Here is a 21910-nt window from a genome sequence, read left to right as displayed (position 1 = left end):
AATCACGTTTTGATAAAATAACGGCACCCGCTAAGGTGCCGTTGAATCATTATGCTTGTTCGATTGAGTCTTGATTCGAATCTTCACGAACGTCAAACTCAACGTGCCACTTCTGACCGTTGTCGGTCGCAATAGCTTCTAGGTAAAGCGTACCTAGCTCTGTGACGCGTGATGCAAGTGTTACAGGAACTACTTCACCTTCACGACGACCTTCAGACACAGGTAGAGTCACTTGGATCTCTGGTAGCTCTTCTAGATCTTCAGGTGCCCAGTGATCAAGGTGAGTACCAGCTTCATCATCACGACGTGTTGTTGAGCCAAAGAATTGGAAGTGAACCGGTTGACCGATTACTAGGCCGAACTCTTGACTTGGTACTTGAACGCTCGAACCTTCTTCCATACCAAATGGTGCAACACACAGTGCTTCCATAGGAGGAGCCATACCTGGAATCGCTGGCATCGCACTTTCAATACCTACGTAGTAAGCCGAAGCGATACCACCGCGAATACGTACGCCTTGACCACGACGAACCGCGCCGTAGTAAGAAGCGCCACTTGCAACGGCAAGGTCAAGGTCCAGACCAGAAAGCTGCTTAGCAAATTCGGCGTCGGCGTTGATCAACCACTCGTTGATCGTGTCTGAAAGGCGATCAGCCAATAGACTCGATTTCAGAACACCACCGTTGAACAGGATCGCTGTTGGTTTGATGAAATCGGCAGCTGGTGTTTCTGCACCCGGCATGCCTGGCATGTTTGCGAATGGGTTGAAATCTTGTTGAGCTGCTTCGTCATTACCTGAAAGCGCGTTTGCCTGTTTAGATAGGAAAGCGGCAATATGACGAGTAATTCCCGCGTCTTGAGCGTAAGGCAGACCCATTTGAGTCAGTGCGCCACGTGTTTTCTGAACTGGGTGATCTGTCACTGCAACTTTAGGGAAGAAACCATCAACCAATGTTTGTTGAACTTCTTGTTGAGTCAGCTCAGTTTTCAGCGTTGCGCCCAGTAGCTTAGAACCACGGCTAGGTACAACGATTGGTACAGCTTGAAGTTCGGCATCGTTCAGTAGCGCTTCTTTTGCATCACGACATGCGTGAGTCATCGCTTGAACTTGCCAAGGAGCCAGCTCTTTACCTTCTTGGGCTAGCTTCATCTTCAGACGGTAAGCAAGAGCCAAGTCCATGTTGTCACCGCCAAGTAGGATATGTTCACCTACCGCAATACGGTTCAGCGTTAGGTTGCCGTCGTCTTCAGTAACTTCAACCAAAGAAAGGTCGGTAGTACCACCACCGATATCGACAACAAGAACGATGTCGCCAACTTCAACTTCATCACGCCATTGATCGTTGCTGTTATCAATCCAGCTGTACAGTGCAGCTTGAGGCTCTTCTAGTAGAGTCAGGTGCGTGAAGCCAACGTTACGTGCTGCTTCTGCCGTTAGGTCACGAGCCGCAGGGTCGAAAGAGGCTGGAACCGTAATCGTCACATCTTGCTCAGAAAGCGGGTGTGATGGATTTGCGTGATTCCAAGCGTCTTTTAGATGTTCTAGATAAAGTTCAGTCGCTTTTAGCGGTGATACTTTTTCAACTTCTTCAGGGCTACCTGCAGGAAGGAAAGCATCACGACGATTAACACCACCGTGGCATAGCCAAGATTTCGCACTTGCGATAAGGCGGATTGGCGTTTTTGAGCCTAGGTTACGTGCAATCGCACCAACCAATGCTTTTGGCTCTGTTGACCAAGGAAGAACGCGTGACGCTTCGTTCATCTCATGTTCGTGCGGTTGGTATAGGAATGAACCTAGTTGGCTACGTGTCTCTACAGTGCCTGGTGCAGTAAGCTGAGGAATTGGCATTACTTCAACTCGTGCATCTTCATTGGTTGTATCAATGAACGAAAGAACACAGTGCGTTGTACCTAAGTCGATACCGACGCTGAACTTAGCGCCTTGCTCTTGTAGCTCTTGAGACGCAGCGTCTTGAGATAAGTGGTTATGCTGTTCCATTATAGCTCTACCTCTGCAGGTGCAATAACAGATGCATCGTAGTTTTCAGCAAGCTTAGGAAGCTTCATTTCAGTTGCTTTCCAACCTTTGTGTACTAGCGTACCGTTAAATGGTGCGCTACCTGTTACGTTACCGGTTAGGCGAACTTCTTGTGGGTTGAAGCCCTCAGCTACAGTAATACGTGTTTCTTCGTCTTCATTACGGATGTGAGAAAGAGTAACGTAGTCGCTTAGTACTTTTTGGCCGCCAGTGTGGATAACACGAGCTGCTGCACCTACTTCTTCGTCAGAGAATGACGTTAGGTCTTCTTTTAGGAAGTCGATTAGGCGAGCTTCTTGTTGCATGATAGACAGAAGTTGCATTGCAGAATCTGTTGATGCGGTTGCTAGTTTAGATTCAACTTCTACTACTTTTTCGATGACTTTTTCTACTTCAACGACTTTTTCAACTTCTACGATCTTTTCAACCGGTTTTTCTACTTCAACAATTTTCTCTACTGGTTTCTCAACCACTTTCTCGACGACTTTAGATTTGCGAGATACAGCGATCAACAGTAGTAAAACGCTCGATGCTGTGAGGCCTGCGTGAAGCATATCAAACGTTTGTGGGATAAGGTTTAAATCAAAGTTCATTGTGATTTCTCTTTAGATTGATTTAACGGTATATTCGCTTGTATAGATGAATATACTGGTCGGAAAGAATCTAGTTTTACACTTTGGTAAATGCGCTTCTTTCAAGCTATAAATATGGACGGATACTAGCATATTCAAGGTCTAAGAGCTTTATTTAATGTTTTTGATAAACGTTTTTTTTGGTTTGTTAGCTTGAAAAGCCATCGAGTTATGTTGGTTTAATGACCATTAATGTCCGTGCTTTGTAAATAGTGTTAGTTCTATTCCAGAATCATCCCTAAAGAGGAATAGAGACTGCCATGTTGTCAGTGTATACTTTCGAATCAATTACCATGTTTTGGAAGCTCTATGCCCCATACTATCGACCCTACAACCGGGTTGAAAAAACGAACGCTCCCGTTAGTTGCTTTTTCTGTCACATTTTTGATAACGGTGTTGTGTCTCGTACTCGTTGCTATAAGCCAGAGTCGTTCCTTAAAGGCAAATTTAGACAGCTTTGCTGATCATCAAACGTTGAGTTTGAAAGCCTTTATAGACAACGATGTGGCTTACATTGGCTCTGGTGCCAATTTCTTTTACTCCAATGATCCTCAAAACTGGGACAAGTTCGATCGTTTTGCAGAGCAAACTATCAATGGCTCTAAAAGCCTTATCGGGCTGCAATGGATGCAAAAAGTCACCGCAGACGAAATTGAACAGCACACTGAGAAAATGAAAGCGATCCACCCATCTTTTGAACTCTATACCATTCCTAAACACGGTCCCAAGACTTACGGCTATGTGCTAGGTGGTGAACCTGCCTTCATCGCAAGCGACCTTTACCCAAACACAGAGCGTAACAACAAGGTACTCGGGTTCTACTCCTCCCGTGAACGCTTTAAGCGCATCGTGGAAAACATTCGCGAGACACGCGAAGCGAACATCTCGGATAAAGTTCGATTACTTCAAGATGGTTTGAGTCGAGATCTACCGAAAACGGGTATGTTGGTGTACCACCCAGTGTTTGATGGTCAAAGTGACAATCTGCTGGGGGTGGTTATTGGAGTGATACGTACAACCTTCTATTTTGAAAACCTATTGGCATCGACTGTGGGTGATATGGATGTGTACGTTCGTGTTACGGATCATGGATTCGAAGCGGAAGATGCGCCGCTATTGTTTGAATCTGATGGTTTTGAAAGCGTTGATGGCCAGCATATAACGAAACACATCATGCTGACGAATCGACAATGGACGATTGACTACAAGATCAACTCATACATATCTTTTGATGGTTACCTAGTGTTGGCGGGCATTGCGCTTGTAGGGACGATGATCTCACTGTTGTTGGCGTACATAGTAAACCTGCAAGTACGAGAAAAAGAGCGTCTCTATCAAATGCTAGACAAGAGAACGGAAGAGCTGCGCTTTCTTGCCAATCATGACAGCCTGACCGAGATTTATAATCGTCGCGCCTTCAATAAAATGCTCGACAGTGCCATAAGAAGCGACAAGCCTTTCAGCTTGATTGGGTTTGATATCGATAAGTTCAAAGCGATCAATGACGAATTCGGTCATCCTGCCGGTGATGCTTTGCTAGTACACGTGATTAAAGTTATCTCTGTGAGTCTAAAATCTGGCGATAATCTATTCCGAATTGGTGGGGATGAGTTCTGTATTCTCTCTACAATCGCCGAAAAAGAGCAACTGTCAGGTTACTTGGACTGCATTCTTAATCGAGTTCGTGAAACGGTTTGTGAACACAAAGATCAACAACTGCATTGCACATTGAGCATTGGCGCGGCTATTCGTGTCAGTGAAGATACGGAAGAAATTTTACAGCTGACCGATAGTATGCTTTATCAAAGTAAAGTAAATGGACGAAACCAAGTGACAATTGCAGGTGAATTGAGCACTTGAAACCTCCAGGGTCGAGATCTTGCAGCGGCTCAGGTACAATCGGTCCTTTGAAATTTTTGACGGGATAATTAGGCAACGTATGAATCACAATCGAGTAGTCTGTTTCGATTTGGAAATGTGCTGTTGGAACGAAGACGGAGTGGGAACAACGGGCGAGATCATTGAAGTGGGTCTGGCCGAGATTGATCTAGCGTCCGGAGAAATCGTGAAACGAGCGCAGTACTACGTTAAGCCTGAGAAAGATGAAGTCTCTTTGTTCTGCGCTGAGTTGACGGGTATTACACCGCGTAAAATTGAGAAGCAAGGGCGTCCACTCGCGTCAGTGGTTCAGTCGATGATCAAAAATTTTGGTGGTCCTAATAAGATTTACGCAGCTTGGGGACGTGACGACCTAATCTTACACAAAGAGTGTATTGAAAAGGGGATTGAACCTCCGTTTACCGAGTTCCTGAATATCGCGACCTTATATCGCATTCAACATCGTCTTAAAGATAAACGTATTGGCCACCGGGCGGCTCAAGAAGCGCAAAATATCGAGTGGGAAGGGCGTCAGCATTCGGGTTATGTTGATGCTTATAATCTCGCTAAGTTGACGTTGACCATGCTTTAAAGCGAACGCTATAAACGAAAAAGCCATCATGATTGATGGCTTTTTTGCTATTGGTGTCCTGGATTGTCATTCAGGTTTTTGGTTTGTGTTTACCATGTTTTGTTCGCATTTGGGTTGGCATGCCAGTTAGGTTTATTTACGCCACCACTTTCCGCCCAAGGTTTGATGTCTGGGTACGCTTGGCTAGTATCTGTTCTCTCGTATGGATGAGCCCAGTTTGCAGGAATATCCAGTGCCCACGGCAGACCAGCTTGGGTTTGATAGAACTCATTATTCTCGGCAACACTATCATCATCACCGACACCGAAGATACTGGTGTTGGCTAGGTCGGTACTAGGGTAGTTCATCAAGTGGATCTCTTTGTTTCGAGAACCAACTTTGAAAATGAATGGGTTGAACGCTTTTGGCGCTAAGCTACTCATTGAACCATTAATCACCAGTGATGCGCTGTAATCGACTGCACTTCGGTTGTCACCCGCTTCAGTATTGTAGAAGTTTGATGAGCCGTTGGCTGGTAGCAAGTCACTTACACTGTCAATCAACACGAATACCATCTCACCACTGTGACCAGACTCAGGAGTGACGGTTGTGGTGACACCGTTAATGGTGCGAGTCAACGTACCGACATCAGACGCTTCTAATCCAGCTAAAGAAATAGCAAAGCTGTTGTCATCAGCAGCACCACGCGCTACGGCTTGGCCATAGTATTCGAATCGAGTGATTTCATTGCTTGCGTTGGTGTAAACACCGTAAGCGTAACGGGTAACGAAATCATTGAGGTCGTAATCACCTTCATAAGGCCATAGATCTTCATATGCTAATGTGTGCCAGCCAGTTGTTGGTGTGCGGCTGTAGAACGCAATATTCGGATCGTTTGGAGCGTAGTCATTGGCATCAGCGACACCGTCGCCATCACTATCGCCAATCTCAGGCCAGCTGATTTCAGCAAAGTTACTTATTAAACCGTTGGAATCGACAGCAGTAACTTGAACCTTCCATAGCTCTCCGTTTGCAGTTTGATTCGCTGGCAGGGTTGCGCCGTTGTTGTCATTCTTGCCGACAAACTCATCATCTACATAGAAACCTTGGCCAACATCCACAAACCAACGGTAAGTGTAAGTTACGGAATCTCCGTCTGGATCGGCTGGGTTAGGCCCTGTTACAGAAACAACTAACGGGTCGTTATCACCTAAACCACTGCTTCGAGATAAGGTCGGCGTGAATGGAGGATCGTTTTCAATCTCGGTATAGGTGACGGTCAACAAGCTGTAATCAAGTGTGGTTAACCAACCGTCACCATTAACGTCGATGTCTAGGTCGACATTAACTAACCCGTCATCCAGCGAAGCAAGGGGTAAGTCAAAAACAGTTGTCGACCAATTGTTGTTGGTTCCTTGAAGGAAGCCAGGGTTGAGCAAGGTTCCGTCTACGGTAACACTATCGTATTCGCCGTTTTCACCGTGATGAGCTTCTGAATCTACATCATAGGCATAGATAGTAAGGGTTGCAGAAGTCACCTGTGCACCAGATGGAATCGAAATATCGTGTTGCCAAGAGTAGTCTTCGTTTTTATTACTGTAGATCGAAAACCCGTACCCAGAAGGCGCAACATAATGAGGAGAGGTACTGCTGGCATTGATCTTTTGAGTTACAGTCGTAGAACCATCGCCATTATCTGTCGTTTGGTTTTCCGAAGCTGCTGCTAATACTTGATTGGAAAAACTACACGCAGCAATTGAACTAGCCACAAGCAGTGATTTTTTGAAGTTATCCATAATTCCCACTCCTTAATCTGCGTCTAAAACGATGTCACAGCTGACATACAGATCGTTCATAATGTCAGCGGACTCAACCTGCGAAATACACTCACCGCCGCGCACAAGTGCTACCAGCTTAATTCCTTGCCAAGTATCTAAGAGGCTTAAGCTGTTCGTCAGTTGACCATCGCTGTTCGTCATTCCAGTGAAGATGGGCTGTGAATCTGTGCCGTTACTGCTCATGCTGTAAAGCTTGACGATGTGAGAGCCACGAATTGCTGCGGCTTGGCCGTCACGTTGCGATACTTCGCTGACTACGTTAATGGTCAAATCACGAGTGGTTGAGCCACTCCACTCAAACGAGCTCGGTACGGAGATGTCGGAAAAGCTCTGTGTTGGAGCTGGTGCTGAGGTGCTTCCACCACCACCGCCGCCACCTCCACATCCATGTAGGGTGAGAGCAACGGCTGTCGTCAATATTGTCGGAATTAGCTTTCTCATGGTCGGTTCCCTTTTATCCCTAAAAACCTAAATAGAGCAAAGAGAGTGCCAAAAAATAAGTGGTTGAAATTTATGCTTTTTATTTGGGTTTTTTATTTTGGAGATAAGAGTGTGGGTGAATATATCAATATGAGAATCAAAATGATGGAAGAGGGATGAATGGTGATTGTAATAATGGATTTTGGAACGTTTTGATGCTCCATCAACGAATCAGCTTTTAATTAATATTAAACATCGCCTCGCGGTCTTTTTATCGCCAAATCTTGTGTTAAGTTTCTCTCGCTTTTACAAGGGAGTGACCATGAAACCAATGAAAATAAGAAAGTCTATCAATCTCGCACTCAGTGTTCTGACGTTAACCGTGAGCAGCTTGGCAATGGCTAAGCCAGTAGTGTTGATCAATACCTTTGCCGTAGATGAGTCAAGCGAAGAAGTGACACTTGAGTATTGGGAGGCTGCGAGAGACATTCTGGAGCAACAACCGGGCTATATCTCGACTAAATTGCATCGTTCACTCAATGATGATGCGACTTACCGTTTCATCAACGTCGCGCAGTGGGAGAGCGAGGCCATGTTCAAAAGTGCAATTGCGACCATGAGAAACGAGTTACCGCCAATGATGATACAAGGTGTATCTGCTGATCCTGCCTTATACCAGATTATACGAGACTAAGAGATGACGCTGATGAGAAACATAACCCCGATGACTTTAGCTTTTTTTAGCTTATTTTTATCTTTTAATATTAATGCGGCGGCTTTCGGTGTCGCAGTTGCGTGGAAAACGGACGATGCGCAGGCCGTATTTGATGCAATGCCAAATCAAAAGAAAGCCTTTGCTAACTTGATTGATGCAGGCCTAATTCACGATATGTTTGTGAGTGAGAGCTTCATTGGCGATAAGTCGTTTCCGATTATTAAGTTTGTGATGGAAGCCAACAGTGAACAAGAAGTTCGAAATACGATAGGCAATTTGCCACTTCAATATAAAGAGCTGGCAGAAATCACTGAGGTTAGAGAGATAGGCAATAAATGGCTGAACTCGGAGGTTGCCTTCACTAATTATGCTGTCGAGTTGAGTTGGAAACAGCCAGAAGACAAATTGCTGGTGGATAAGGTGATTGGCCGAGATCTGCAGAAAATTGTTGATTGGAGTGCAACGAGCACCATTACGTCGGCGTACCTCTTTAACAAGGATATTTCAGCGTCAACGGATGGCGGGACGCAAATGATTCGCCCTGTTTACTCTATTGCTGTGCTTGCTAAAGATGAAGAGCATGCAAGACAAGTAGCGAACGAATTAGAAGCAGTAAAACTAGGCTTTGCGGATATTCACGTTAGCGAGTTGGGCTTCAAGCTAAAGCTTTGATTCTGATATAATATTTCTATATGTGCTAATCTATAACGATTAGCACATTCGTTTGTCTACGGTATGGATAATAATAAAGTAACCTTAAATGACTTAGTTCTTGAGCTTGATACTTGTACCTTGCGAAGCACGACGTCTTCCCACCAAGTTAGCCTCTCTTATTCAGAGTGCCTGATTTTAAATCTCTTGTATAAAGAATCCCCTAAAACCATCAAGCGCGATGTTCTTCTCGAAGAATGTTGGCCAGGGAAAATCGTCACTAATAGCTCGCTCAATGTAGCGATTAAGAATTTACGTAATGCATTGATGACGTTTGATGCACCGTTTAAGGTGGTGACGGTGCAAAAAGAGGGCTACTGCATTCCAGCTTTCGATTCCTTAGCTTCTATTCCTGCTATGGAGGAGTCGGAAACTAAGGAAAAAACAAGCACTCAGAGTAATTTGAACACCAAAGATGCTTGTGAGCCACTTACTTCCCCAGAGAGCGTCATGTTTGGCTTAACGGGAGCACAGCTCATAAAAGGAGCATTAGGCTCTTTGATTGCTTTAGGGCTCTCTATCACCTTCTACCAAATGGCATTTTTCATGAGTGATGAAACTATTGCTGGTATCGAGGTGGTTCATGACGACATTAAGATCGTGAGCAAAGATGAAGCACTGTTCAATAAACTCTCAAATCTTGGTGTGACTCGTCTGTACCTACATGATCGAGGGGTTGGCTGTAACAACATTCAGGCTGTCGCTCTCATTGATGGCGAGTGGGCAGATATTTCGCCTGAATTTTCCTCACTCTCTTGCCGAGAAGAATCCTAAGATGCGACATTTTTTAATCCCTATTATTTTTGTCACTGTGCTGATTTTGTCGGTAGGACTTGTCTCGGGTATGTCGACGAACAATGCCTATCAATTTAAGGTCGCTTATGAGGGGTTGGGCCATGAAGAGGTGACACTGCGTCTGCGAAATGGCAGAGCTAAAATGCATTATATTGGCTATGACCGATATGGAAAGGTGCTGCATGTTAAGCAGTTTTTTGGTGTCTTTCTTCGTTGGGGAGATCACTATTATCTCTATCAAATAGAACAAGATCAGGCATCGAACCCTCAAACCTTTAACGTAAAAAACCTATACATTCGAGAGTTAGAGAATAAGCGTAGCGTGATGGTATCCGACCAAAGAGGGTTGTTTATCAATCAAGATGGGCTGCCTTTACAGTTAAAGGGCATTTTTTATGGGCGTTCGTTATCTCGCGACTAAGGCCAACCCTTTTAAACTTAGCCTTTATGGAGCGGATTTATTCTCTGTGAACTGTAGCGCTACTCTTCACCGAGTACGCTTAGTTTTGTTTTGATGAAGTCGCTGTGGTCAACGTAGAGCAGTTCCGCTGTTTTACGAATCACTGCATCTTCCATTGGGTCGATCTCGCCATCGGCATGCGCTACTTCCCACATCGCTTTAATTAGATCGATACGTACAGGTTGCGAAAGTTCACGAAGCTGCGAAGTAAAGTCATAGAGAGAAACGGACTGTTCTACTTGCGGTTGTGCTTTCTTGAGCAGCTCTCCGGCTTCTTCTTCTGTCAGCCCCAGTAAGCGTTGAATCAGCATCAGTTTTGCGGCTTGTTCGTTCTCGTCTATTTCGTGGTCGGCACCTGCAACTTCACAAAGTAAGCTTGCAATCGCAATATTGGGTGACGCTTTCGCGTTTTTACTAAGGTCTTCGCCTTCAATCAGTTGTTTGAACAGTGAAGTAAGGGAATTAAACATAATAAGCTCCAATAGTGCGAAACAGATTTAAATTGCAGGCTCAACCGGATTGATAATGTAGAGATATAGGTAAGCCTAATACTATTAATATTGGGCTTACCTTGGCTGATCGCAAGTGGATTTACACTATGCTGACAAAACTATAGGTAGTCTGGCGATGCATTTAGCCTTAATCAGGCTCCGGGAATCGAGTGACTTTGCCATCACCGCTTAATGTGGTGATTGAGATTGGTTTACCCGATTCATCGAGCTTCAACTCACCAATGGCACTTCGGTTTGAAAGGCGGTAGAAGTTCTGGTTATCCGGGCTTCGTTTCTCGATTTTCAAACGCTTACGCTTGGTGAAGTAGTTAAGTATTGAACGTGGGCTGTAGAGCAGGCGATCACATACGTCGCAAAACTTAAGCAGAGCTGCGGGGAACTCGTTCTTAATGCCGCTGCAGGTGATCTGATAAATGTTCGGGCTGTTTTTGCGATAACGAAGTTTAATGTCGTAAGCAAAGGAGTAGTGCACATCACCAGAGAGCACCACAAAATTGGTCGGTGTCTTAGTATGCGTGAAAATGCTAATCAGAGTGTTTGCACTGCCCGGGTGAGCCATCCAGTTCTCTGCATCAATTACCAATGGCTGACCGCACGTCGTCATGATTTTTTGCAATGCCTCGATGAACTTAACCCCAAACATTGGCGCAGCCGAGATGATGATCACTTTATCTTGATGCATGAGTTGGTGTTGAAACTCAATCAGAGCCTCCCAGTCCATTAAGCCAGAAGGTTTATTCATGCGCGATTCTGAACGCCAGCGTCGAGTTCGCGTATCTAAGACGATCACTTTGGGTGACAAATCGATGGTGTAATGCCAATCTTCAAAGCGATTAAGATATTCAACAAATCCTTGGTGCGCTTCTTTGTCGATCATCGGGTGCGCTGTTTGAGTCTCTTCAGTGGTTCGAACATTAAAGACGGACTTCGCGTGTTGGAAAAACAGATCATCAAACTTTTCAGGAGCATTTCCCCAGCCTTGGCAAAGCCAGTAGGAAGCAAGACCATTCCCAATCACTTGTGTAGCGAGTTGGTTTTGTATAACGGCTTGTTCCCATCCGACGGTGAGGTTCCAATCATCAGTAACGTCGTGATCGTCAAAAATCATATAGGTTGGGATATGCGCCAGTAAGCGTTGTACTTGTGGTAACCCCTTGATGAAGTCGTTAATGATCTCTGTTTCATCACGCCATTGTTGTTGCTCTAGCGGAGTGAGTTTTCTGCCACCTTGCTCAAAGTTGTTTTCAATCAGGCGTTCACGGTTAATGCACTGCCACAGAGTCGGTGACCAAACCAACAGGTACATGGCAACGAACTCAGAGAGAGTGACTAAATGGTTTTCACATTCACGAGAACTAAAAATTGGAACTTTTCGATTCGGAAACAGCTTATCCAATAATGACTCTGATTGCGGATGATGAGGCAAATAGTGATGGCGCTGATAAAGATGGTACGCACTTGCAAACAGCGATTGGCTGCTATCAATATCATTGATTTGCGCATCGGTCGGTAGCCGCTCATCTGGAAGGCCAAGCAGTTGAATGACTTGCCAAATTGCATCCAACATTGGGCCCGCAACATGATCAGCGTAGATCTGATCTCCGCTCATCATTAACAAGTCTGGGCGCTCTAATGGTGTTTGCTTTTCTACCTTGTTGTCAGCCGCAACTAAGCTGTCTTTACTCGGGTGATGTGGGTTACGGCAAGAGCCATGCAGAATGTAGTTTGACTCTTCAGAGACAACAAACTCAACCCGTTGGTTATCATTATATGTGAGGTGGGGAGCAAGAGCTTTGAGCCCACCTTGTTTGGTCTCGATATCATATTCGAGCGGCGTATTGGTTGGGAAGTCACCGTGAAGCTGAAGCAGTGTTACCCACGCTGAAACACCGATTTGCAAGCTTTGCTGTTCATCTAACTCGGCTTGATGAAAAGCCTGGTCTTGCTCGCGATGGTAAAGCGAAACCATGCCAGAAAGCGGTTGGCTAGTTACGACCCAGATGACAATCTCTTCTTTGGTCGTTTTACGTAATATTGGGCCAGCAATTAGCAAAGGGAGTGTTTGAGGTGTCGAAAGCTTCACAGTGTTCCTAAAATGGTGGTAGTGGACTATTCTTTAATTATATTAAGTCGTTATCTAGATCGGGTGTTTCGAGTATTTCGATAACTTCTGAGCTAGAAAGTTCATGACCCATTAAAAATAGAGCCAGCATCGCATCGGCTTTTGTCTTGGTATCTGAAGGAGCATCAAGTATTTGTTCGAGTTTTTCTCGGATCATGGTAATTTCGTGCTCCACAAAACCACGGCCTTCTTCGTCTCCTTGCGTTTCTTCAGGAGCGTTATCAAATTGAAGAAACAACAACTCACCATCAAGCGTGGTGTCAACGAGTCTTTCTGGTAACCAAGCCTCTCCCATGACAACGTCAGGATCGGCATCGCTCGGAAGCTGGTTTATAATGTTTTGTAATTCGGAAACTTTCACAATACTTTAAATTGACCATAGGGTGATCTTCATTGTAACGGTCAATGACGATCAAACCTAAAGTTAGTTGCTTAAAATTAAGATAGTTGACCACAATTGGTTAATAAATGTCTATTCGGTAGCATAAAACGGCTCAACAGAGAAAAAACAATAATGAAGAACAAATTAATAGCAACCATGGTTAGCTCGGGTGCGCTACTTAGCAGTGGTAATGCAGCAGCGATCGAAGAGCAAGAGTGGGGGATAGCCGCGATGTTTCGAACGGCGAGCATCCCCTACGACACATCCGGTGGCGACCAATCGGTGAGCTCGTTCGTGCCGATGTTGTTTTTTAAAAATGACTACGTCTTTATTGATGGCACAGAAATGGGTGCATACCTGCTTGAGTCTGAAGATGAGAAATGGTCACTGAATGCTATTTCGCGTATGCGTTTTATTGATATTCCAGCATCAGAGCAAAACGCAATAGAGGGCGATACCGCTGATTTTGGTGCGCAATTAACCTACCAACTGAATGATGAATGGCGCTTTGAAACAGAATTCATGAGTGATGACTCTTATCGTTTTCACGGTAATTTTAGAGCCAAAGGTTACTATGAAGTCGGTGATTGGGAATTTACGCCAAGCGCGACCCTTCGTTATAAAGGCGCTGACTTTAATACGGAATACTACGAGGTTGGTGGCAAATCTATAGGTGCAGGTGCCGACTTTAATGTGGGGGTGGAAGCCAAGTATCACGTTATCTCTAACTTGTACTTACTCGGTTCTACCAGTGTGACTCGTCTGGATGACAATGCTTATGAATCGTCGATTGTAGAAGACCGTTATCAAGGGGAGCTCTATCTAGGCTTTGGCTTCTTTAACGATAAAGAGAAAGCACCAAAACCACGATTGAGTAACCCTGCATATCTACGTGTCGCACACGGTTGGGCAACGCCATCAAATATTGGCGACATTATGAAGTTCAACGCGGAGAAAGATGAGTTTAATAACCAACTGACTTCTTTCTTCTATGGGCACCCATTAACTGATGAAGTGTTTGGTTTCCCGTTGGATATCTATCTAACGCCGGGTATCGTTCACCACTGGAGCTCAGATGTTCAATCGAGCAGTACGGAATATGTGGTTGCGATTAAGGCTTACTACACCTTCAACTGGCCAACGCAATGGCGTTTTGGTGTCGCAGAGGGTATGTCATACATCGATTCCATTACCTACATTGAAGCGACAGAAATGGAAGAGAAGGGTTACACGGCAAGCCATCTACTCAACTACTTAGACTTCTCGTTTGATGTCAACGTAGGCGACCTGTTTGGCAAGAACGATTTGAATAATCTTTGGTTTGGCTATTCACTTCATCACCGTTCCGCAATCTTCGAGAACGCCTCACAGTTTGGTCGTATCAAAGGCGGCAGTAACTACAACACGGTCTATTTCCAGTATGAGTTTTAAATAGACTCTGAGTCCTGACTAACACCTATTTAGATATCTCAAACGCCAACTTAGTCGCACTAAGTTGGCGTTTTTTTATGCTCAGAATAAGCCTTCAAACCGATACATTTCATTTATTACTGCCGTGCGGTCACTGGCACAAAGTTGATAGTTCTCTCACATGTTTTAGCTTAAATGCTTAAAGGTTTAAGCAGTAAGTTTCGATCTGGCAATCCCGTAATCACAAAAGGTATATGAGCACATTGCTGACAATATTACCCAGATGGGAATATCCGTGGTGAAACGTTTATACATAAAGGTCGATACGAGCAATGATTAAAAAAAGCCTTTTAGCCACCTGTACCCTCATGGCTAGCATGTCAACGTTCGCTGATGTCACTATCACCGAACTTACCGTTAACCCACAACTCTACCCAGTAGGGTTTGAACAGCATTTACAAAGAAACTTGGACTTCTTTGTTGATGGTGTAGGTGTAGATCAAAAAGCCAAAGTCCCATACGACACGATTTTTGTCGATAAAGATGGCCAGATTGAACACGCGTATTACGTCAACACAACAGAGATAGGTCTGTACCTAAACGTACTGGTTGAAGCGCACAAAAATGGTAATGCCGATGCGTTAGTGCGTATTCATGAAACCCTAGATGCTCTAGCCGCTGCTCCAACTTGGAATGGACTATTCTACTGGCCTTATGACATCGAAGGTGATCAACTTAAACCGAATAAAGACGGTATTGTTCCTGCGGTAGATAATGCCAATCTTGCCTTTGCGCTTGCAGGTGTAGCAGGGGCCTACCTTGACTCAAAACAAGCGGATGAAAAACAAGTCGTTGCTAAGGTTGAATCCATTCTTAATAGTCAGGCAGACGGCTGGGCTGAGCTTTATGATGAGAACCGAGGATTACTTTACTCGGGCTGGTCAACGACCAAACAAGCGCCACTGACTTACCATATCGATCGCAAAGCCAATGAAAGCCGACTCGCGCCAATTTGGGCACACCTGATCACTCAGAATTCAGAAAACACAGTGCCAAAAACTGCATTTAATAACATGGAGTTATATACGCAAGACTACTACCTAGATGGTAAGAAGTACTCGCCAATGCTGACTTGGGATGGTGCTTATTTCCAAGGCATGCTTTCAATGATTTGGTTGGAAGAGCGTTCACTGATCCCTGATTTTTCAATGATTGAAGATATGACAGAGATCCAAAAGTATCACGCAATCAAACACCAGATTCCTTTTGTCTCGTCAGCGGCAACGGTTGACGATGGCTACGCCGCATTCGGTGTCCCAGAACTGTCTGAGTCTAAAGTTCGCTTTAATAACACTGACATTGCTGGTGGCGATACCGGTACACCTCATGCACTTGCACTTTCTTACATGGTGAATCCATTTGAAGCCGTCAACCTGTTGAACACCGTGATCGACTATTACCCACAACTTGAAACGCCATATGGCTGGTATGACGCGATTAATGGCAAAGGTGAAACCTCGACAAAAATCCTATCTCTTGATCAAGGCATGTTTGTAGGTGCATTCCTTTCACCGGCAATCAACCAAGACGTGCGTAAGTACTTAGAAAGTAAGAATTACTACGCAGCCGTCGTTGATATGTACGAGACCTTTGAACCGAATAACAAATAGAAAGGAATTGAGTCGTGAATTTTCAAAAAGCAGTGAACGTTATTAAGACCGCGAGCATTATCCCATTCATGGCGATGGCTATCCCTTCGGTTGCTTATGCTGATGAAGTGCAAGAGGAAGCACAAGAAGAGGCAGAAGTGGGTTTGTGGAGCGACCACCAATACCGCGAGTTGATTCTGACCACTGAATCGGCAAAGAGCAGCAATGCTGCGCCGCGAACTCGGGCGCTGACGGGTATTGAATACGAGCACATTGATAACGAAAACCAACCAAACGAAGAGCTTCTTCACTATATCTACGCTGATGGTTTCACGCGTGTGACCGACAACTTCAGCATGGGCTATGTATTTAAAGAAATACACCACAGTCGCGGAGGAGAGAGTACCGGTCAAAGTAACTACTCGGAAATCATCCCGAGCTTTTACTGGCGTCAAAATGACAATGTTGCTTACAACCTGATGTTGTCGTACGAAAAAACGATCGGTGAATGGCACTACGACAAATACATGGCAAAACCAGGCATTGACCTTAGCTTTGGTCGTCACTTCTTACATCTAAGTGCAGAGCTAGGCTACAAAGATGAAAGACAAGGCCCGGGCAGCCGAGGCGCGTTCATTGAATCTGAGCCTTTATATCTTTACCGCTTAGATAACGGCATCAATATCGGTGCAAAGGTCATCTATGTCGAAGAGCATAACGACTTCAACTACGTCGAGTTTGCCGTTAAGCCTTTGGTTCAGTTCAACTTTGATAACGGCAACTACTTAGAGCTGCGTTATGAGAGAGGTACGTTAGACATGGGTTCAGATCCAAATAATCGTGACCATTTTGACTATGATGTTTATGCGCTATATGCCGACTTGCCAATCAATGAACACTTCTCCTTCTTGGCAGACATTCAGGTAAAAGATCGTCATGCGGATCCTGCCCCTTGGACTGGAGACCAATTGGTTTGGTTCTCTAAAGTCGGGATTGTTTGGAAGTTCTAATAAACAACTTTAGTTATCGTGGGATTGCGATTCAGTTGAAACAAACGCGAATTTGACAATCCCACACTTAACCACTTGCACTATTGTTTGGATATACCGCGAAGGAAGGTATGACCTAAATAGTGAACGCATTTACAGATAGGAATGCAGAATCATGGCGAAAGTAACGCTACAAAATGTAAACAAAGTCTATGACAACGGCTTCCATGCTATTCACGATGTCAGCCTAGATATCAAAGATGGTGAATTCATGGTGCTTGTTGGTCCATCCGGCTGTGCAAAGTCCACGATGCTGAGAATGGTTGCTGGCTTAGAGAGCATTACCGACGGGCAGCTTGTGATTGGTGACCGAGAGTGTAATGACCTGCCGCCTAAAGATCGTGGCATCGCGATGGTTTTCCAGAACTACGCACTTTACCCGCATATGACGGCTTACGAAAACTTGGCATTTGGTTTAGAAACGGCAAAGAAACCAAAAGCGGAAATCAAAGAGCGCGTAACCAAAGCGGCGGAACTTCTCGAAATTACAGACCTGCTTGATCGAAAGCCAAAGCAGATGTCAGGTGGTCAGCGACAGCGTGTTGCTTTAGGACGCGCAATGGTACGCAACCCAGATGTGTTCTTGTTCGATGAGCCACTATCTAACCTTGATGCCAAATTGCGTGTGTCGATGCGTCGTCGAATTACTCGTTTGCATAACCAACTTCAAGAATCGGGTAAGCCTGCAACCATGATCTACGTAACCCACGATCAGGTGGAAGCGATGACCATGGGCGATCGCGTCTGCATTCTTAATCAAGGTCGCATCATGCAAGTCGATACGCCGATGAATGTGTATCACAACCCGAAAAACAAGTTTGTTGCAGAGTTCATTGGCTCTCCAGCCATGAATATGCTTGAAGGCACTTTATTAGAACAAAGCGGGAAAGCGTGCGTTCAACTCAATGAGCACACCATCGAATTGTCGCAAGCGCATCAAGAAAAAGCGCAAGCATGGGTAGGGCATCGTGTTCATCTCGGTATTCGTCCAGAGCATTTGTCGGTATCCACACAAGCGAATCACAACACGCTACCTGCAAAAGTTGAAGCGAAAGAAGAGCTAGGGTCAGAAGTCTACTTACACGTCACCATCTTCGATAAACCAGTGGTTTGTAAGTTACTCGATACCGAACACACACCTGATGTCGGCACCCACTGTCACATTCAACTTCAAGTCGAGAAATGCCACGTCTTTGATGACGCTTCTCAAGAAAATATCCACTACGCAGAATCAAAATAAGTTTGGAGTAAAGCTTTATGCACCACATTCAACCAGGATCACAAATGAGCGTTGGCAACGAAAGCCTAAACCTCACATTCAATGCAGATGGCGTGCTAGGCGCGATTCGCAGTGATCGTTTAATGGTGTCTTTGTTTGATACGCCTGACTCTGAAATGGCTATCTCGAATGTATTCCTTCGCGTTAAGGGTGAAGGTAAATTAAATATCACACCGTTGCTTTTTTTTAATAACAAGATTGAAACGTTTAAGCAGAGCGATGGTTCGTTACAGTGGGTAACAACAACGGAAGACTTTGAAGCCGTAGTATCGATTAAAACTGCGGACCATGCGTTCTTCTACGATGTGAGCATCACGAACCTCTCTTCGCAGCCACTGACTTATGACCTGATTTACGGTCAGGATGTTGGCCTTGCGGATGAAGGCGCGGTTAAAACCAATGAACTGTACTGCTCTCAGTACCTCGACCATCAAATCTTTGAAAAACAGATGGGTTATGTGGTTTGTAGCCGTCAGAACTTGCCTCAATCTTCAGGCAACCCGCGTATTCAATTGGGCTCTCTTTCTCCTGTCCTTGGCTATAGCACCGATGGTTTCCAGTTTTTCGGTAAAGAGTTCAAGCTGACAGGCGAGGCTGTAGCTCTGAGTAAACCTCAACTTGAAAACCAAAAATATCAATATGAGATGGGTTACATCGGACTTCAAACCGAAGAAATCACGCTTGCAGCCAATGCATCTGAAGAGGTGGTGTTCTACGGCGTTGTCACTCCCGATTTCCCAAAATCAAATTCAGGTGAGCCTATTGAACTGGAAGAGATTGCAGCTAAGCACGCTCAATTGACGTTATCTGAAGAGATGGAGCGTGAGCCTTTATCTTGTGTGCATCAACCTAAAGGTGAGTACCTGCAGGGTGAAAAGCTGAGCAAGAAAGAGATCACAGAGTTCTTCGGTGATGATCAAACATTCGCAGACGTTAAAGACGGTGAACTGCTTTCATTCTTCTATGGCGACAACCAATACGTCACGCTACCTGAAAAAGAGAAGCATCTTGAACGTATGACTGGCCATGTTATTGCATCAGGAAATAACCAAGATTACCAGCAATCTATCATGAGCTCGACACACTACATCAGTGGTGTTTTCAATTCACAGCTAACGCTTGGTAATACCTCATTCAATAAACTATTGGGTGTGTGCCGAAACCCGCTAAACCAATTCACTCATGCAGGGCAAAGAGTATGGGTTGAAGTGGACGGAACCTACCGCGTATTGGGCATGCCTTCGGCTTACGAAACTGGCCAAAACTATTCGCGTTGGATCTATAAACTACTTGGCGGCTACCTAGAGATCGTTTCATTCTCAAACGCGCAAAGCCCAATGATTCAGTTAGATATCACTAAGCACGGCATTGAGTCTCCGCTTTCAATCAAAGTGTCACACCAACTTGTTTTCGGCAACAACGAAGGCGAAGGCAGTGTAGATATTGCAAGAGATGGCGAACTGTTCACAGTTACAGGCAAAAATGAACTGATTGATCAATTCATGCCGAAATTGAGCTATGGCCTTGCAGTTTCAGGTATGGACGTAACGGCTGAAACGATCGGAGGTGCGGATTCTGATTCAGTGGAGTATTTGGTACTTAACGGTTCCCTTGAAAGCCACTGTTCAATCGCGATTGGCGGTAAGACGGACGCGCTAGACACTACCGCACAATTTATGGCGTTTGAGGCAGAACGTGAGCAATACCAAAAAGGTATTCAGTCTTTGACTAAAGGCTTCAATGTTGATTTCAGTAACGATAATGGAAACAGCCAGCGCATCAATACGTGTCTGAACTGGTTCACCCATAACGCCTTAGTTCACTACTCAACACCACACGGTTTAGAGCAATACTCAGGTGCAGCATGGGGAACGCGCGATGTGTCTCAAGGACCATTCGAACTGTTTATGTCGATGCAGGAATACGCAAAAGCAAAAGCGGTACTAGAAGAGATCTACAGCCACCAGTATCAAGAGACGGGCACTTGGCCTCAATGGTTCATGTTCGACCAATACGCAACTATTCAACAAGAAGAAGCGCACGGTGACATCGTGGTGTGGCCGCTCAAAGCGCTAGCTGATTACCTAAACACGACGGGCGATATCAGTATTTTGGATGTTGAACTGCCGTACACGCTAGCAGAAGAGGGCTTTGTAAAGAGCGAAAGCCGCTTCACGTTAATGCACCACGTACAGACTCAAGTTCAACATATGCTTGATAATCTTGTACCGGGCACATCGCTCTCTTGCTATGGCGATGGAGACTGGGACGATACGCTACAACCAGCAAACCAATCACTGCGTGAGAACATGGTGAGTGGTTGGACAATTCCACTCACGCTGCAAGCACTTAAAGGCATGTACCAAGCATTGAAAGGCAGCGCGCATCAAGATTACGCGGTTTCGTTGATGGAATTGGCCGACAAGATGGAAAGTGACTACCACCACTATTTGATTAAAGATGGTGTGATAGCAGGTTTTATCCATTTCGACCGTGATGAAGAGGGCAGCGTTAAGCAAATCGAACACTTGCTGCACCCATCGGATCAAAAAACAGGCATCAACTACCGACTACTGCCAGCAAGCCGTTCAATCATTTCAGAAGTGTTTGATCCAGACATGGCAACAACTCACATGGACATCATCAAGCAAAACCTTGTGCATCCTGACGGTGTTCGCTTGATGGATAAAATGGCCGAGTACAAAGCGGGTAAGCAGAGCTACTTTAAGCGCGCAGAACTGGCCGCTAACCTTGGGCGTGAAGTCGGTCTTCAATACTGTCACGCTCATATTCGATTCATCGAAGCATTGTGTAAGTTGGGTGACGCGGAAGCAGTTTTCGATAACCTGTACAAAATTATCCCAGTGGGTATTCAAGACCATGTGCCAAATGCAGAGCTTCGTCAATCAAACGCGTACTTCTCAAGTTCAGATGCCAAGTTTAACGACCGACCAACGGCTTACGACAACTTTGACCAAGTGAAGAACGGTGAGGTTGCAGTGAAAGGTGGTTGGAGAATCTACTCAAGTGGCCCAGGTATCTACGTGAACCAACTTATCTCAAATGTATTTGGTGTTCGATTCGCACAAAACGATCTGATTATTGATCCGGTTATCTCTCCGCGAGTTGGGCAAACCAAGATCCAGTTTGAGCTTGATGAGAAGCCAGTGACTTTAGTGATCGACTTGGTAGAGGGTTCACATACTCCGAAAGCTATCTCGATAAATGGTGAAACGGTTCCATTCGAACTCACAGAGAACCGCTACCGCTCTGGTGGTGCGAAGATCTCCCGTGAATGGCTACTTCAAAGATTGAGTAGTGAAGATAACACCCTTCATATCTCCCTTTAAAAAACAGTTGGGCTCAGTTATGGGCCCAACCCAAAAGGCTGGGTATGAGAAAAATGCAAGGTGTGAAGAGCAGGGCTCTGAAAGGAAATAAGTGAA

At 45.0% G+C, this 21910-nt stretch carries 17 protein-coding genes and 1 pseudogene; 11 read left to right on the top strand and 7 right to left on the bottom strand.

Annotated elements, in window-relative coordinates; translation table 11 throughout:
* Positions 1-49 precede the first annotated feature (49 nt).
* Positions 50-2002 (bottom strand): Hsp70 family protein, encoded by a 1953-nt coding sequence (locus OCV50_RS08110; RefSeq protein WP_261902732.1) that lies wholly within the window; start codon positions 2000-2002, stop codon positions 50-52.
* Positions 2002-2634, bottom strand: coding sequence for a DUF2760 domain-containing protein (locus OCV50_RS08105; protein WP_239842084.1), 633 nt, complete (start codon positions 2632-2634; stop codon positions 2002-2004). Before OCV50_RS08105 ends, OCV50_RS08110 begins: the two co-directional genes overlap by 1 nt.
* Positions 2635-2982: 348 nt before the next feature.
* Here OCV50_RS08105 and OCV50_RS08100 point away from each other — a divergent pair, with 348 nt between their 5' ends.
* Complete coding sequence (locus tag OCV50_RS08100) at positions 2983-4533, top strand: sensor domain-containing diguanylate cyclase (protein ID WP_261902731.1); 1551 nt, start codon at positions 2983-2985, stop codon at positions 4531-4533.
* 79 nt (positions 4534-4612) lie between these two features.
* On the top strand, positions 4613-5143 hold the full coding sequence (locus OCV50_RS08095; protein WP_032548762.1) for a 3'-5' exonuclease: 531 nt from the start codon (positions 4613-4615) through the stop codon (positions 5141-5143).
* 89 nt (positions 5144-5232) lie between these two features.
* Here the strand turns inward: OCV50_RS08095 and OCV50_RS08090 are convergent, their stop codons facing one another.
* Together OCV50_RS08090 and OCV50_RS08085 are read right to left on the bottom strand one after the other, a co-directional pair.
* Positions 5233-6918, bottom strand: a complete 1686-nt coding sequence (locus OCV50_RS08090) for an LruC domain-containing protein (protein ID WP_261902730.1) — start codon at positions 6916-6918, stop codon at positions 5233-5235.
* A 12-nt stretch (positions 6919-6930) separates the two neighbouring features.
* Complete coding sequence (locus OCV50_RS08085; protein ID WP_261902729.1) at positions 6931-7401, bottom strand: hypothetical protein; 471 nt, start codon at positions 7399-7401, stop codon at positions 6931-6933.
* 310 nt (positions 7402-7711) lie between these two features.
* Between OCV50_RS08085 and OCV50_RS08080 the strand changes: the two genes are divergently transcribed.
* The 4 genes from OCV50_RS08080 (at position 7712) to OCV50_RS08065 (ending at position 10022) form a co-directional block, all read left to right on the top strand.
* Positions 7712-8074 (top strand): antibiotic biosynthesis monooxygenase family protein, encoded by a 363-nt coding sequence (locus OCV50_RS08080; RefSeq protein ID WP_261904142.1) that lies wholly within the window; start codon positions 7712-7714, stop codon positions 8072-8074.
* 12 nt (positions 8075-8086) lie between these two features.
* The gene (locus OCV50_RS08075) at positions 8087-8767 is read left to right on the top strand and encodes a hypothetical protein (protein ID WP_261902728.1); all 681 of its coding nucleotides are present in this window, start codon (positions 8087-8089) and stop codon (positions 8765-8767) included.
* A gap of 63 nt (positions 8768-8830) precedes the next feature.
* Positions 8831-9580 (top strand): transcriptional regulator, encoded by a 750-nt coding sequence (locus OCV50_RS08070; protein ID WP_261902727.1) that lies wholly within the window; start codon positions 8831-8833, stop codon positions 9578-9580.
* Between the two features lies 1 nt (position 9581).
* On the top strand, positions 9582-10022 hold the full coding sequence (locus tag OCV50_RS08065; RefSeq protein ID WP_239842078.1) for a hypothetical protein: 441 nt from the start codon (positions 9582-9584) through the stop codon (positions 10020-10022).
* A 59-nt stretch (positions 10023-10081) separates the two neighbouring features.
* On the opposite strand, the gene OCV50_RS08060 is transcribed toward OCV50_RS08065, so the two are convergent.
* The 3 genes and pseudogenes from OCV50_RS08060 to OCV50_RS08050 form a co-directional block, all read right to left on the bottom strand.
* Positions 10082-10531 carry a tellurite resistance TerB family protein gene (locus OCV50_RS08060; protein ID WP_261902726.1) on the bottom strand — a complete coding sequence of 150 codons (450 nt, stop codon included), beginning with the start codon at positions 10529-10531 and terminating at the stop codon, positions 10082-10084.
* Positions 10532-10700: 169 nt separating this feature from the next.
* Complete coding sequence (locus tag OCV50_RS08055) at positions 10701-12656, bottom strand: metallophosphoesterase family protein (RefSeq protein WP_261902725.1); 1956 nt, start codon at positions 12654-12656, stop codon at positions 10701-10703.
* Positions 12657-12705: 49 nt separating this feature from the next.
* Positions 12706-13111: pseudogene (locus tag OCV50_RS08050) on the bottom strand (VC1380 family protein); the annotation flags it as partial.
* A gap of 98 nt (positions 13112-13209) precedes the next feature.
* Here OCV50_RS08050 and OCV50_RS08045 point away from each other — a divergent pair.
* The 5 genes from OCV50_RS08045 (at position 13210) to OCV50_RS08025 (ending at position 21814) form a co-directional block, all read left to right on the top strand.
* Entirely contained in the window at positions 13210-14508 is a 1299-nt protein-coding gene (locus OCV50_RS08045) for a MipA/OmpV family protein (protein ID WP_261902724.1), read from the top strand.
* A gap of 347 nt (positions 14509-14855) precedes the next feature.
* Positions 14856-16157 (top strand): hypothetical protein, encoded by a 1302-nt coding sequence (locus OCV50_RS08040; protein WP_261902723.1) that lies wholly within the window; start codon positions 14856-14858, stop codon positions 16155-16157.
* 14 nt (positions 16158-16171) lie between these two features.
* A complete protein-coding gene (locus OCV50_RS08035) occupies positions 16172-17146 on the top strand; it encodes a hypothetical protein (protein ID WP_261902722.1) in 975 nt (324 codons plus the stop codon).
* A 154-nt stretch (positions 17147-17300) separates the two neighbouring features.
* Positions 17301-18425 (top strand): ABC transporter ATP-binding protein, encoded by a 1125-nt coding sequence (locus OCV50_RS08030; RefSeq protein ID WP_261902721.1) that lies wholly within the window; start codon positions 17301-17303, stop codon positions 18423-18425.
* 17 nt (positions 18426-18442) lie between these two features.
* A complete protein-coding gene (locus tag OCV50_RS08025; RefSeq protein ID WP_261902720.1) occupies positions 18443-21814 on the top strand; it encodes a GH36-type glycosyl hydrolase domain-containing protein in 3372 nt (1123 codons plus the stop codon).
* Positions 21815-21910: the final 96 nt, after the last annotated feature.

The sequence above is a fragment of the Vibrio fortis genome, from assembly GCF_024347475.1.
GTDB classification, from domain to species: Bacteria; Pseudomonadota; Gammaproteobacteria; order Enterobacterales; family Vibrionaceae; genus Vibrio; species Vibrio fortis.
This window is presented reverse-complemented; position numbering and strand designations above follow the sequence as displayed.